Origin of the sequence: Rahnella aquatilis CIP 78.65 = ATCC 33071, assembly GCF_000241955.1 — a bacterium.
In the GTDB taxonomy this organism is placed as follows: Bacteria; Pseudomonadota; Gammaproteobacteria; order Enterobacterales; family Enterobacteriaceae; genus Rahnella; species Rahnella aquatilis.
The window spans coordinates 4,071,280-4,085,257 of record NC_016818.1 but is presented as its reverse complement, the minus strand read 5'-3'; the positions used below and the strand labels follow the sequence as shown (position 1 = coordinate 4,085,257).

At 51.4% G+C, this 13,978-nt stretch carries 11 protein-coding genes; 7 read left to right on the top strand and 4 right to left on the bottom strand.

Annotated elements, in window-relative coordinates; all coding sequences use genetic code 11:
- Positions 1-33: 33 nt before the first annotated feature.
- Both sgrT and RAHAQ2_RS18515 read left to right on the top strand, forming a co-directional pair.
- Complete coding sequence (sgrT, locus tag RAHAQ2_RS18520; RefSeq protein WP_015698685.1) at positions 34-219, top strand: glucose uptake inhibitor SgrT; 186 nt, start codon at positions 34-36, stop codon at positions 217-219.
- 180 nt (positions 220-399) lie between these two features.
- Positions 400-1,563 (top strand): MFS transporter, encoded by a 1,164-nt coding sequence (locus RAHAQ2_RS18515; RefSeq protein WP_015698684.1) that lies wholly within the window; start codon positions 400-402, stop codon positions 1,561-1,563.
- A 62-nt stretch (positions 1,564-1,625) separates the two neighbouring features.
- Here RAHAQ2_RS18515 and leuD read toward each other — a convergent pair whose 3' ends face one another.
- Genes leuD through leuA form a run of 4 tightly spaced genes read right to left on the bottom strand, consistent with a single transcriptional unit; the run spans position 1,626 to position 6,325 of the window.
- Positions 1,626-2,228, bottom strand: coding sequence for a 3-isopropylmalate dehydratase small subunit (leuD, locus tag RAHAQ2_RS18510; protein WP_015698683.1), 603 nt, complete (start codon positions 2,226-2,228; stop codon positions 1,626-1,628).
- An 11-nt stretch (positions 2,229-2,239) separates the two neighbouring features.
- Complete coding sequence (gene leuC / locus RAHAQ2_RS18505) at positions 2,240-3,640, bottom strand: 3-isopropylmalate dehydratase large subunit (RefSeq protein ID WP_015698682.1); 1,401 nt, start codon at positions 3,638-3,640, stop codon at positions 2,240-2,242.
- A 1-nt stretch (position 3,641) separates the two neighbouring features.
- Positions 3,642-4,733 (bottom strand): 3-isopropylmalate dehydrogenase, encoded by a 1,092-nt coding sequence (leuB, locus tag RAHAQ2_RS18500; RefSeq protein ID WP_015698681.1) that lies wholly within the window; start codon positions 4,731-4,733, stop codon positions 3,642-3,644.
- A 2-nt stretch (positions 4,734-4,735) separates the two neighbouring features.
- The gene (gene leuA / locus RAHAQ2_RS18495) at positions 4,736-6,325 is read right to left on the bottom strand and encodes a 2-isopropylmalate synthase (protein ID WP_015698680.1); all 1,590 of its coding nucleotides are present in this window, start codon (positions 6,323-6,325) and stop codon (positions 4,736-4,738) included.
- 743 nt (positions 6,326-7,068) lie between these two features.
- Between leuA and leuO the strand changes: the two genes are divergently transcribed.
- The 5 genes from leuO (at position 7,069) to cra (ending at position 13,906) form a co-directional block, all read left to right on the top strand.
- Entirely contained in the window at positions 7,069-8,016 is a 948-nt protein-coding gene (gene leuO / locus RAHAQ2_RS18490) for a transcriptional regulator LeuO (protein ID WP_015698679.1), read from the top strand.
- Positions 8,017-8,304: 288 nt separating this feature from the next.
- The gene (locus RAHAQ2_RS18485; RefSeq protein WP_015698678.1) at positions 8,305-10,101 is read left to right on the top strand and encodes an AMP-dependent synthetase/ligase; all 1,797 of its coding nucleotides are present in this window, start codon (positions 8,305-8,307) and stop codon (positions 10,099-10,101) included.
- A gap of 420 nt (positions 10,102-10,521) precedes the next feature.
- Positions 10,522-12,240, top strand: a complete 1,719-nt coding sequence (gene ilvI / locus RAHAQ2_RS18480; RefSeq protein ID WP_015698677.1) for an acetolactate synthase 3 large subunit — start codon at positions 10,522-10,524, stop codon at positions 12,238-12,240.
- A gap of 2 nt (positions 12,241-12,242) precedes the next feature.
- A complete protein-coding gene (gene ilvN, locus RAHAQ2_RS18475) occupies positions 12,243-12,734 on the top strand; it encodes an acetolactate synthase small subunit (RefSeq protein ID WP_013577020.1) in 492 nt (163 codons plus the stop codon).
- A 167-nt stretch (positions 12,735-12,901) separates the two neighbouring features.
- Positions 12,902-13,906, top strand: coding sequence for a catabolite repressor/activator (gene cra / locus RAHAQ2_RS18470; RefSeq protein ID WP_015698676.1), 1,005 nt, complete (start codon positions 12,902-12,904; stop codon positions 13,904-13,906).
- Positions 13,907-13,978 lie beyond the last annotated feature (72 nt).

The following is a 13,978-nucleotide window of genomic DNA, read 5'->3' as shown; positions in this document are numbered from 1 at the left end:
ACGAAAGCCTGTTGTGAACAACCGGAGGACACCATGAAACGCCAGTTAACTGCCCGTTTTTATCAGTTTTACTTCAAAGCCATCAGACAAGGCGCGGCGAAAAATCATGCTGACTGGTTGTCCTGGGTGCCGGTGCAATACCGGATGGATATTCTGGCGCGGCTGACGCAGTGGGATATCGATTCTGTGGATGAAAAAGAATATCGCCAGCGCCTGTAATCCCTTTCATGGCAGGCCAGACCCAATCCGATTTTCTGAGTAATGGTGTAATGTCACCAGCCAGTGAGGAAACTCACTGGTTTTTTTACGCAGTTTTTTTGCTCATTCCCCAGAACTTCCTGAAACTTCGCTACACTGTCTGTCTTGCTTTATAGGCTTTCATTTCTCAGGGACGGCGTCATGTCAAAACCTCGTATTAATGCAATTTATGTCACCTTTCTGGTGGTGTCCTTGCTGTGCGGTATTGCCGGGGCGTTGCAGGCTCCCACACTCAGCTTGTTTCTGACCAACGAAGTGAAAGTCCGCCCGTTGTGGGTCGGCTTCTTTTATACCGTTAATGCTATCGCTGGGATTGCCATCAGCTTCCTGCTGGCTAACCGCTCGGATAACAAAGGCGACCGGCGAAAATTACTGATGTTCTGCTGCCTGATGGCGCTCGGCAACAGTCTGGTCTTTGCCTTCAGCCGCGATTACCTGGTGCTGATCACCGTTGGCGTGTTGCTGGCGGCAATAGGGAATGCATCAATGCCGCAGTTGTTTGCACTGGCGCGTGAACATGCGGATCGCTCCGCCAGTGAAGTGGTGATGTTCAGCTCGATGATGCGTGCGATGCTCTCGCTGGCCTGGGTGCTTGGCCCGCCGCTGTCGTTTATGGTGGCGCTGAATTACGGTTTTACGCCAATGTACCTGAGTGCGGCTGCGGTGTTTGTCGGCAGCATTCTGATGATTTTCTTTTTCCTGCCTTCAGTGCCGCGCCTTGAACTGCCGGTGGATGAGAAAGTGGTGCACGCCAGTGCCTGGCGTAACAAAGATGTTCGCCTGTTATTCTTTTCATCCCTGTTGATGTGGACCTGCAATATCATGTATGTCATTGATATGCCGCTCTACATCACCAGTGAGTTAGGCCTGCCGGAAGGGCTGGCGGGGTTGCTGATGGGGACCGCTGCCGGGCTGGAAATTCCGGCGATGTTGCTGGCCGGGTATCTGGTGAAACGCACCGGCAAACGCAAGCTGATGCTGTATGCCGTCGCCAGCGGTGTGATTTTCTATGCCGGGCTGGTCGCGTTTCAGTTCAAGGCGGCGCTGATGATCCTGCAACTGTTTAACGCGATTTTCATCGGCATCGTGGCGGGTATCGGTATGTTGTATTTTCAGGATCTGATGCCGGGAAGGGCAGGTTCTGCGACCACGCTGTTCACTAACAGTATTTCTACCGGTGTGATTTGCGCCGGTTTGTTGCAGGGTTTTATCGTGGAAAGCTTGGGTCATTATCCGGTTTACTGGGCGGCGACCGTACTGGCTGTGGTGGCGTTCGGGCTGATGTATAAAGTTAAAGATGTCTGACCGGTTCAGATAAAGGAAAACCCGCGATGTACGCGGGTTTTTTACGTTTATGTCCAGAGAAATCAGTGCATAAATACAGGCTGGTTCTTCTCGTAGCCGGAGATATTTTCTTCGTGTTGTAACGTCAGGCCAATGCTGTCCAGACCGTTGATCATGCAATGACGGCGGAAGTTGTCGATGACAAACGGATAGCTTTTATCGCCTGCTTTAACCGTCTGCGCTTCCAGATCCACTTCGAACTGAATGCCTTCGTTGTTTTTTACCAGCTCGAACAGTTCGTCCACTTCGGCTTCGCTCAGTGTGATCGGCAGCAACTGGTTGTTGAACGAATTACCGTAAAAGATATCGGCAAAGCTTGGCGCGATCACCGCATGGAAACCGTAGTCAGTCAGTGCCCATGGCGCATGTTCACGGGAAGAACCGCAGCCAAAGTTTTCGCGTGCCAGCAAAATGCTCGCGCCTTTGTAGCGTGGTTTGTTCAGCACGAAATCAGGGTTTGGCACCTGACCGGCATCGTCCAGAAAACGCCAGTCATTAAACAGATGCTGGCCGAAACCGGTACGGGTCACTTTCTGCAAAAACTGTTTTGGAATGATGGCATCGGTATCGACGTTAGCTGCATCCAGCGGAACCACCAGACCGATGTGTTGGGTAAATTTAGCCATGGTGTTTTTCCTCAGTTCAGTTCACGGATATCAGCGAAACGGCCAGTGACAGCCGCCGCCGCCGCCATTGCCGGGCTGACCAGATGCGTGCGGCCGCCACGGCCCTGACGGCCTTCAAAGTTACGGTTGCTGGTAGACGCGCAACGCTCGCCCGGTTCCAGACGGTCATTATTCATCGCCAGACACATAGAACAGCCCGGCAGACGCCATTCGAAACCGGCTTCGATGAAGATCTTATCCAGACCTTCTTCTTCCGCCTGCGCTTTTACCGGGCCGGAGCCGGGTACCACAATGGCCTGTACGCCGTTCGCTACTTTACGGCCTTGGGCAATCGCTGCCGCCGCGCGTAAGTCTTCGATGCGTGAGTTGGTGCAGGAGCCGATGAACACTTTATCAATGGCTACGTCAGTCAGTTTAATGCCCGGCTGCAAGTCCATATACGCCAGCGCTTTTTCAGCAGATGTACGTTCTACCGGATCAGCAAACGAGGCCGGGTCCGGGATGGTCTGATTCACGGCCATCACCTGACCCGGATTGGTGCCCCACGTCACCTGCGGTGCTATTTCGCAGGCGTCCAGCGTAACAATGCTGTCGAACGTCGCGCCATCTTCTGTTTTCAGGGTTTTCCAGTAGTCAACTGCCGTATCCCAGTTCTGGTCTTTCGGCGCAAACTGACGGCCTTTCAGATAGGCAAACGTGGTTTCGTCCGGCGCAACCAGACCGGCTTTCGCCCCCATTTCAATCGCCATGTTGCACAGGGTCATTCGACCTTCCATGCTCAGCGCTTCGATGGCTTTACCACAGAATTCCACAACGTGACCGGTACCGCCGGCGCTGCCGGTTTTACCGATAATGGCCAGAACAATATCTTTCGCCGTGATACCCGCAGGTGCTTCGCCGGTCACTTCAATTTTCATCGTTTTGGCACGGCCCTGTTTCAGGGTTTGTGTCGCCAGAACGTGTTCAACTTCAGAAGTCCCGATACCGAAGGCCAGTGAGCCAAACGCGCCGTGTGTGGCGGTGTGGGAATCGCCGCAGACAATCGTCATGCCCGGCAAAGTCATGCCCTGCTCAGGGCCGATAACGTGAACGATACCCTGATACGGATGGTTCAGGTCATACAGCTGCACGCCGAATTCAGCACAGTTTTTGATTAATTCCTGCATCTGGATGCGTGCCATTTCGCCGCTCGCATTGATGTCTTTAGTTTGCGTGGACACGTTGTGGTCCATGGTCGCAAAGGTTTTACCCGGCTGGCGCACCTGACGGCCCATCGCGCGCAGGCCATCGAACGCCTGCGGAGAGGTCACTTCGTGAACCAGGTGGCGATCGATGTATAACAATGGCGTTTCGTTTTGCGCTTCGTAAACCACATGCGCATCAAACAATTTCTGGTACAGAGTCTTGGCCATGTTATGCCCCTTCTTTTACAAAGCGGGCAATGATATCGCCCATTTCACTGGTACCCAGCGCCTGCTGGCCGTGAGCCAAATCACCGGTGCGGTGGCCTGCTTCCAGTGCTTTATTAACCGCCTGCTCGATAGCATTGGCCGCGTCATTAGCGCCCAGGCTGTAACGCAGTAACAGCGCGGCAGACAGAATTTGTGCAATCGGATTGGCAATGTTTTTACCGGCGATATCCGGTGCTGAACCGCCCGCAGGTTCGAACAGACCAAATGCCTGCTCATTCATGCTCGCGGAGGGCAACATGCCCATGGAACCGGTGATCATCGCGCATTCGTCGGACAGGATGTCGCCGAACAGGTTGGAACACAGCAGCACATCAAACTGAGACGGATCTTTAATCAACTGCATGGTCGCGTTATCGATGTACATATGGCTCAGGCTGACATCCGGGTAATCTTTGGCGATTTCATTAACGACCTCGCGCCACATAATTGAGGTCTGCAACACGTTCGCTTTATCGATGGAGGTTACTTTGCTGCGGCGTTTGCGCGCTGATTCAAAGGCGATGCGGGCGATACGTTCAATCTCAAAGCGGTAATACACCTCGGTATCAAACGCTTTCTCGTGCATGCCCTGACCTTCGCGGCCCTTAGGCTGACCGAAGTAAATGCCCCCTGTCAGTTCGCGGACACACAAAATGTCGAAACCTTTTGCCGCGATATCAGCACGCAGCGGGCAAAACTCTTCCAGCCCCTGATACAGACGGGCAGGGCGCAGGTTGCTGAACAGTTTGAAATGTTTGCGCAGAGGCAATAATGCGCCACGCTCAGGCTGATCGTTAGGTGGCAGATGTTCCCATTTCGGGCCACCGACCGAGCCGAACAAAATCGCATCCGCCTGTTCGCAACCGGCAACGGTCGCTTCCGGCAACGGGCTGCCGTGTTTGTCGATGGCGGCGCCACCGACATCGTATTCGCTGGTGGTGATCTTCAGGCCAAAACGCTGACGTACGGCGTCCAGAACTTTATAAGCCTGGGCCATGACTTCCGGGCCAATTCCGTCTCCGGGTAAGACGGCAATATGATGGGTCTTGCTCATGTTCACACCGTTTCCTGATTATTTTGAATGTTGTTGTGTTGCTGACCGGTCTGCTGCAAACGTTGCTTTTCGATCTCAACTTGTTTGCTGCGCCAGATGTTATTGAGTACGTGCACCATCGCTTTTGCGGAGGATTCGACAATGTCTGTTGCCAGCCCGACACCGTGGAAGCGGCGGCCATTGAAGGAGACGACCACGTCAACCTGGCCCAGCGCATCGCGGCCCTGACCTTTGGCGCTCAGCTGGTATTTCACCAGTTCAATCTGATAACCGGTGATGCGGTTGATGGCCTGATAAACGGCGTCAACCGGGCCGTTGCCGGTGGCGGCTTCGGTAATGATTTCTTCGCCACAGGCCAGATTGACTGACGCGGTGGCGGTAATTTTGGAGCCGGACTGCACGCTGAAGTTATCCAGGCGGTAGAATTCAGGTTCTTCCTGCTGCTTATTAATAAAGACCAGTGCTTCTAAATCGTAGTCGAAAACCTGACCTTTTTTGTCGGCCAGCTTCAGGAATGCGGCATACAGATGATCCAGGTTGTAATCGGATTCTTTGTAGCCCATTTCTTCCATACGATGTTTAACGGCAGCACGACCGGAACGGGAAGTCAGGTTCAGCTGAACCTGATTCAGCCCGATGGATTCCGGGGTCATGATTTCGTAGTTTTCGCGGTTTTTCAGCACGCCGTCCTGATGAATGCCGGAGGAGTGTGCAAAGGCGTTAGAGCCGACAATCGCTTTGTTGCCAGGGATCGGCATGTTGGTGATCTGGCTGACAATCTGGCTGGTGCGGTAGATTTCTTTATGATTGATGTTGGTATGAACATTCATGTAGTCGCTGCGGGTGCGGATCGCCATGATCACTTCTTCCAGCGCAGTATTACCAGCACGTTCGCCGATACCGTTCAGCGTGCCTTCCACCTGACGTGCACCGGCCTGAATGGCAGCAATGGAGTTACCGACCGCCATGCCCAGATCGTCGTGGCAATGTACGGAGATAATCGCTTTATCAATGTTTGGAACGCGCTCATACAAATTGGTGATGATGCCGCCGAACTGAACCGGCGTGGTGTAACCCACGGTGTCAGGAATATTAATGGTGGTCGCACCGGCTTTGATCGCGGCTTCTACCACGCGGCACAGGTTATCCAGCGGTGTGCGGCCGGCATCTTCGCAGGAGAATTCGACGTCGTCGGTATAATTACGGGCGCGTTTTACGGAATGCGTAGCCATTTCCAGCACCTGATCAAACGAACGCTTCAGTTTGGATTCAATGTGCAGAGTCGAAGTGGCCAGGAAAACATGGATGCGGAAGGCTTCTGCAACGCGTAATGCTTCAGCAGCGGCGTCGATATCGCCATCTACGCAACGGGCCAGACCGCAAACACGGCTGTTTTTAATCTGGCGCGCAATAGTTTGTACAGACTCGAAATCGCCGGGAGAGGAGACCGGGAAGCCGACTTCCATCACGTCAACGCCCATTCTTTCCAGCGCCATTGCAATTTGAATCTTCTCTTTAACACTCAGGCTGGCTTGTAACGCCTGTTCACCGTCACGCAGCGTGGTATCGAAAATAATGACTTGCTCGCTCATGGGTTATTCCTTGTCTGCTTTTATTTTCGCGCCCTGCGGGGAGATAAAAAAAAACCCGCGCATCGGCGCGGGTTTATTGTCTGTGGAAGTTGAATCAGTTCTGATTTTCGCCCACTGGCTTACCGCGCAAATATTCTGCGTTGAGTAGTAGGCCTAGGAGACGGGTCATCATGAACATGTGTTTTCAGCTTCTCATAATCGGGTGGTCAGAACGGACATCGTTCAAACAGTGACTAAAGTGATACGGGAATGTGTGCGGTATGTCAACCTTCACTGTGTGGAAATTCCAGAAAACCTGATAAATGATATTTGATCTCACTTAGCATAAAACACTGGAATTTCGGGGGTGTCCGGGATGAAGATTTTTACGCGGGCGCAAAAAATAACAACAAATAAAAGTGTCTCCTTCGCAGGATGCCTGGATAAATACTCTATTTAATACAATTAATTAGAAATGATTTAGTATGGCTTAACTTATTATTCATTTTTCGAATGTTGTTTCCAAAAATATTTTGCTGTCTTATATCATCAGTTTCTTTGTGGGAAATGAAATTTGTATTTCTGTTTCTGATTATTGGAAACAAAAGTTCATATTTTTCTTAAAATGAATTGATGAGAATACGCCATGTTTTCTCTGCCGATATTTATGTTCCCCAATGTCATCTCAATGCTGTGCTTTATAAAATAGATTATTGAAGATAATCATTTTTATTTGGATTCGAATGTCTATTATGAGGGATATCATGTCTGACGCCGATACAGAAATACAACCTAAAACCGCTGAGGCAGAAACTCACCTTCGCAATGTTGATCTCAATTTATTAACGGTTTTTGATGCCGTGATGCAATTACAAAATATTACACGTGCAGCTAATATGCTGGGAATGTCCCAACCGGCGGTCAGTAATGCCGTTGCCCGGTTGAAAGTGATGTTTAACGATGACTTGTTTGTGCGGTTCGGGCGAGGGATCCAACCGACGATGCGTGCACGTCAGCTTTTTGGCCCGATCAGACAGGCTTTGCAGCTGGTGATGAACGAACTGCCAGGGGCAGGTTTTGACCCTTATCTCAGCACGCGCCAGTTTAACGTCGCTATTTGCAGCCCGCTTGATAAGCGCTTCACCAGCCAGGTGCTGAATGCCGCGGAAGAATTATCGCCGGGTGTCCGTATTAAACTGCAAACCATAGTGAACGATGATATTGAGCATCAGTTGCGTTATCAGAATATTGAATTTGTGATCAGTTATCGTAAATTTGAGCGCGCTGATTTTTGCAATCATGCGTTATTTAATGATGAACTGGTTCTGGTTGCAGCACAAAATCACCCCCGCATCAGTCCGCACATGTCTGATGAAAAATATCTGAAAGAAAAACATGCTGTCATGATGATGGATCGCTTTTATTCATTCAGTTCGCCTTATTACGACGACTCCGAGTTAGTTTCGCTGATTTCCTATCAGGGAACCGATCTGTTCAGTGTCATGGAGATTGTCTCTAAAACTGACATGGTTGCACTGGTGCCACGTTGGCTGGCACAGGCAAATGCCGGAATACTTAATTTATCCGTCATTCCGCTACCGTGGATGAAAAATACGCTGACTTGTTATCTTTCCTGGCATGAATCCTCCAGCAAAGACAAAGGTAATATGTGGATGAAAACATTATTGAGCCAGTGTGTTGTTTCTCTGTAATCAGTCAGTGGTTAAGATTCCTTTTGCGATCGCGACAGCAGAGAAAGTAGCTGTCTGTTCTTTATTAGATGGTTTTTTATCCTGCAGGATTTTTCCTCCTCGTTAGAATTCTGCAGGTTTTTTCATCTTAGAAATTCCGCGTCATCTTTCCAAAACGCTGCTGTTGTTCCTACAATTTCATTTCGCCGTGCAATATTTGCCGGTAGACTGCGTTAAATCTTTGTAACAGAGCAATGCAGTCAGCTCCCTCCCTTTACTGACTACGCTGGACGCCGGTATAAACGCCCAATGAATCCAACCTTAAATGATTACCATCTGATTACCCGTTTTCGTCAGCAAATCATTACCCGTGCTGAACAGACTGCATTTCGCGAATGGTCGCCAGCGGCAGTATCTGCCCTGACCTGGCGTGAACTGGGTGAGAAAGTGGATGCCTTATCCGACGTGTTATTACAGGAGCAAGTGGGCGTTCAGGAACGTATCGCCATTTGCGGGAATAATTCGATGGCCTGGGCGACGGCAGACCTTGCGATCCTGCAATTGCGTGCTGTCACCGTCCCGGTTTATGCCACCAATACACCCGCGCAGTCTGCGTATGTTCTTAATGATGCTGATATCCGTATTTTGTTTGTCGTCGGTCAGAAACAATATGACGCGGCGGTGGCTTTGCGTGATCTTTGCCCGCAACTGAAACACATTCTGGTGCTGGACAATGAGGTCGATTTACGTGGCGTGCCGATTGCCCGGCATGTTTCAGGTATTGTTCCCCAGAATGCTGCTTTAGCTGCCGAGCGCGAAGTGCGGGTGAATGCCCGTGACCTCAGTGATCTGTTCACGCTCATCTATACCTCGGGCACCACCGGGGAAGCAAAAGGCGTGATGCTGGATTACCGCAGCATGGCGACGCAGCTTAGGCAACATGAAAAACGCCTGAGTATTTCGGAGCATGATGTTTCCCTTTGCTTCCTGCCGCTGGCACACGTTTTTGAACGCGCATGGAGTTTTTTCGTGATGCATTGCGGTGCGCAAAACGTCTTCCTGCGCGAAACCGATCGGGTACGTGATGCTTTGCAGGCCATTAAACCGACAGTAATGTGTGCGGTCCCGCGCTTTTATGAAAAAGTATTCAGCGCGATCCACGACAAAGTCGCCCGTGCGGGAACCCTCAAAAAGCGACTTTTCCACTGGGCCGTCGCGCAGGGCAAAGAGAAGTTCTTGATCGAGCGCCGTGGCGAGCGTTATCCGTTCTGGCTGACGCCTGCGCATTTTCTCGCTGATAAACTGGTCCTGAAAAAGCTGCGCGATTTGCTGGGCGGCAATCTGCGTTTTCTGCCGGCCGCCGGTGCAAGTCTGGATGATAACGTCATTCTGTTTTTCGAATCACTCGGTCTGAAAATCAAATACGGCTACGGTCTGACGGAAACATGCGCGACGGTCACCTGCTGGGAGGAGCATGATTTTCGCTTCGGTTCTGTCGGTACGGCGTTGCCTGAGATTGAAGTACGGATCGGCGAGGAGAATGAAATTCAGGTTCGCGGCCCGACATTGCTACGCGGCTATTTCAATAAGCCCGAAGAAACCGCCGCCAGTTTCACATCGGATGGCTGGTTTAAAACGGGTGACGCGGGGAAAATGGACGCGCAGGGAAATGTGTTTATCACTGAGCGACTGAAAGATCTGATGAAAACGTCGGGCGGTAAATACATCGCTCCGCAGCGTATAGAAGGCACGCTGGTGCAGGATCGTTATATCGAGCAGGCGGCAGTCATCGCTGATGAACGGCACTTTGTTTCTGCGCTGATCGTGCCTGATTTTGATGTGCTGAACGTCTATGCCCAGGCGCATCATATCGATTACCTGAATCGCACGGGACTGGTGAAAAATGAGCAGATCCTCTCGCTGTTTGCCCACCAGTTACGCGAGATTCAGCATGATCTGGCCGGTTTTGAACAGGTGAAAAAGTTTGTATTGCTGACCAAACCTTTCACGATGGAGGCAGGCGAGCTGACTCCTACCCTTAAACTGCGCCGTAAAATCATTTTCAGCCGTTATCAGAAGGAAATCGATCAGCTTTATCAGGAGTAATGCTTCACCTGCCCGTTTTGCCTCTTTCCTTTCTGAATCACCGGCGTATGTGCCTTCGCCGGTTTCCTTCCTCGTTTTATGGCTGCTATGGACATAATTTAATACTGTAATTTTTCCGGCCTTCCTGATATTTCTGACGGGTTAGTACCTACAGGCAGTGTTTTGTCCCGAACGGGAGAATGAAGGCAGTGAGAGGCGATAAAACCCTGTCTGCTCAGAATTTTTGGCGTTTGCCTGACTTCGGTTCTGACGCTAAGGTACTGAGTTAGATCCCTGAACGCCAATAAGAACAGCAGGGTTTTGTGAGCCCGATAGAAAGTCCTAAAATTCAGCGGTTTATATTGAAATCGCTGCTGATAGAACAGCTAGCTGAAACAAAAGTCATCCTATAGAAGAAGCAAAAAGCCTGGAGGCAAAACCATGGAGATGTTGTCAGGAGCCGAGATGGTCGTCCGGTCGTTAATCGACCAGGGCGTTAAGCACGTATTCGGTTATCCCGGCGGTGCGGTGTTGGATATCTATGATGCCCTGCATACGGTCGGTGGGATAGATCATGTGCTGGTGAGACATGAACAGGGTGCTGTTCATATGGCTGACGGTTATGCGCGTGCCACGGGGGACGTCGGCGTCGTGCTGGTGACTTCCGGTCCCGGCGCAACCAATGCTATCACCGGTATTGCCACGGCTTATATGGATTCCATTCCGCTGGTGGTGCTATCCGGCCAGGTACACAGTTCACTGATCGGTTATGACGCATTCCAGGAATGTGACATGGTGGGGATTTCCCGCCCGGTGGTGAAACACAGTTTTCTGGTAAAACGTGCGGAAGATATTCCGACTGTGCTGAAAAAAGCGTTTTATCTTGCCTCTACCGGCCGTCCTGGCCCGGTGGTTGTCGACCTGCCAAAAGACGTGGTGAATCCGCAGATTAAACTGCCTTACGCCTATCCTGATCAGGTTGCGATGCGCTCCTATAACCCGACGGTGCAAGGCCATCGCGGGCAAATCAAACGTGCAGTCCAGACTTTACTGGCAGCGAAGAAACCGGTGCTGTACGTCGGCGGCGGGGCGATTAATTCTGAGTGTGATGCTGAACTGCTACAACTGGCGGAGAAACTGAATCTGCCGGTCACCAGTTCGCTGATGGGGCTGGGCGCATTCCCCGGCACCCATCGCCAGAGTCTCGGCATGCTGGGTATGCACGGTACTTACGAAGCCAATATGGCGATGCACAACGCAGATCTGATCTTCGGTGTGGGTGTGCGTTTTGACGACCGTACCACCAACAATCTGGCGAAGTACTGCCCGAATGCGACGGTTATGCACATTGATATCGACCCGACATCCATTTCCAAAACCGTGAATGCTGATATTCCGATTGTAGGCGATGCGAAACAGACGTTGATTCAGATGCTCGAATTGCTGGCGCAAAGCGACGAAAAGCAGGAATTCGATGCCCTGCGTGACTGGTGGCAAAATATTGAGAACTGGCGCGGGCGTGAGTGCCTGAGCTATGACAAAAATACCGGCACGATCAAGCCACAGGCGGTCATTGAAACGCTGCATCGTCTGACTCAAGGCGATGCCTACGTGACGTCAGACGTCGGGCAGCATCAGATGTTTGCTGCGCTGTATTATAAGTTCGACAAGCCGCGTCGCTGGATCAATTCAGGCGGTCTTGGCACGATGGGCTTCGGCCTGCCTGCTGCGCTGGGGGTAAAACTCGGCCTGCCGGATGAAACGGTAATTTGTGTCACCGGTGACGGCAGCATCCAGATGAACATTCAGGAGCTGTCAACCGCGCTGCAATACGATTTACCGGTGATCGTCGTGAACCTGAACAACGGCTATCTGGGCATGGTAAAGCAGTGGCAGGACATGATTTACTCCGGCCGCCATTCCCAGTCTTACATGCAATCGCTGCCTGATTTTGTGAAACTGGCGGAAGCTTACGGGCATGTTGGTATTGCTATCCGCACACCGGATGAGCTGGAAAGCAAGCTGGCGCTGGCGCTGGAACAGAAAAATCGTCTGGTATTTGTGGATATCAGCGTGGATGAAACAGAACACGTTTACCCGATGCACATCCGTGGCGGTGCGATGGACGAAATGTGGTTAAGCAAAACGGAGAGGACCTGATCATGCGCCGGATTTTATCAGTATTACTGGAAAACGAATCGGGCGCATTGTCCCGCGTAGTCGGTCTGTTCTCTCAGCGTGGCTACAACATTGAAAGCCTGACCGTCGCGCCAACGGATGATCCAACGCTGTCGCGCATGACGATTCAGACCGTAGGCGATGCCAAAGTCCTTGAGCAGATCGAAAAGCAACTGCATAAGCTGGTGGACGTATTGCGAGTGACCGAGCTGGTGCAGGGCGCTCACGTTGAGCGTGAGATCATGCTGGTGAAGGTGCAGGCTTCGGGTTATGGCCGCGAAGAAGTGAAGCGTTCAACTGAGATTTTCCGCGGGCAGATCGTGGACGTGACAGCAACGCTTTACACCGTTCAGCTGGCAGGTACCAGTGACAAACTGGACGCGTTTTTAGCCAGTATTCGTGATGTGGCTGAAATTGTGGAAGTTGCGCGCTCCGGCGTCGTGGGTGTTTCCCGTGGCGACAAAATCATGCGCTAAAGTGTAAATAATCAGCAAGATGTGAAACTTATCTGATATTTAAAAGCCCGACTCTTGAGTTGGGCTTTTTTTTTTGCGAGTCAGGTGAAGCGATTCGGTAAAACACCTTGCCCGGCAGGGGCTTCTGCGGTTAGATAAAGCATTATCTTTATTAAGGGGTTTTCTCAGTGAAGCTGGATGAGATCGCGAGGTTAGCGGGCGTTTCGCGTACAACGGCCAGTTATGTGATTAATGGCAAAGCGAAACAGTATCGTGTCAGCGATAAGACAGTCGAAAAAGTTATGGCTGTCGTGAAGGAACATAACTATCACCCGAATGCGGTGGCAGCGGGCTTACGCGCCGGTCGTACCCGTTCTATTGGCCTGGTGATCCCTGATCTGGAAAATACCAGTTACACCAAAATCGCTAACTTCCTCGAGCGTCAGGCCCGTCAGCGGGGTTATCAGTTGCTGATCGCCTGTTCTGAAGATCAGCCTGACAATGAAATGCGCTGCATCGAGCATTTGCTGCAACGTCAGGTAGATGCGATCATTATCTCCACGTCGTTGCCACCGGAACATCCTTTCTATCAGCGCTGGGCCAATAACGATTTCCCGATCATTGCGCTTGATCGTGCTCTGGATCCCGAACACTTTATTAGTGTTGTGGGTGCCGATCAGGATGATGCACTGATGCTGGCGCAGGAACTGCGCACCTTCCCTGCTGAATCGGTATTGTATCTCGGCGCGTTGCCTGAGCTTTCCGTGAGTTTCCTGCGCGAGCAGGGTTTCCGCCAGGCATGGGCTGACGATCCACGCCAGCCAAAATATCTTTATGCCAATGCTTATGATCGTGAATCTGCGGCCATTGTGTTTGCCGAATGGCTGAAAACAAACCCGATGCCGCAGGCGTTATTCACCACGTCATTCCAGTTGTTGCAGGGCGTAATGGACGTTACGCTGAAAAGGGAAGGGCGTTTACCGGTCGATCTGGCTATCGCCACGTTTGGCGATAACGAGCTGCTCGATTTCCTTGAATGCCCGGTTCTGGCCGTGGCGCAGCGTCACCGCGATGTGGCTGAACGCGTGCTGGAACTGGTTCTGGCCTGTCTGGATGAACCTAAGAAGCCGAAAGCCGGGCTGACCCGTATCCGGCGTAATTTGTTCCGCCGTGGTCGCCTGAGCCGAAAATAATCATCGGACGGGTATCCCTGCTGTTACCCGTCACTTTCCCTTTTGAGATTATCCTTAAAAATTTTGGGTTAT

Bases quoted from the DNA above. Each gene is read 5' to 3' on its own strand.
- sgrT (WP_015698685.1), top strand. From the start codon at position 34: ATGAAACGCCAGTTAACTGCCCGTTTTTATCAGTTTTACTTCAAAGCC.
- RAHAQ2_RS18515 (WP_015698684.1), top strand. From the start codon at position 400: ATGTCAAAACCTCGTATTAATGCAATTTATGTCACCTTTCTGGTGGTG.
- leuD (WP_015698683.1), bottom strand. From the start codon at position 2,228: ATGGCTAAATTTACCCAACACATCGGTCTGGTGGTTCCGCTGGATGCA.
- leuC (WP_015698682.1), bottom strand. From the start codon at position 3,640: ATGGCCAAGACTCTGTACCAGAAATTGTTTGATGCGCATGTGGTTTAC.
- leuB (WP_015698681.1), bottom strand. From the start codon at position 4,733: ATGAGCAAGACCCATCATATTGCCGTCTTACCCGGAGACGGAATTGGC.
- leuA (WP_015698680.1), bottom strand. From the start codon at position 6,325: ATGAGCGAGCAAGTCATTATTTTCGATACCACGCTGCGTGACGGTGAA.
- leuO (WP_015698679.1), top strand. From the start codon at position 7,069: ATGTCTGACGCCGATACAGAAATACAACCTAAAACCGCTGAGGCAGAA.
- RAHAQ2_RS18485 (WP_015698678.1), top strand. From the start codon at position 8,305: ATGAATCCAACCTTAAATGATTACCATCTGATTACCCGTTTTCGTCAG.
- ilvI (WP_015698677.1), top strand. From the start codon at position 10,522: ATGGAGATGTTGTCAGGAGCCGAGATGGTCGTCCGGTCGTTAATCGAC.
- ilvN (WP_013577020.1), top strand. From the start codon at position 12,243: ATGCGCCGGATTTTATCAGTATTACTGGAAAACGAATCGGGCGCATTG.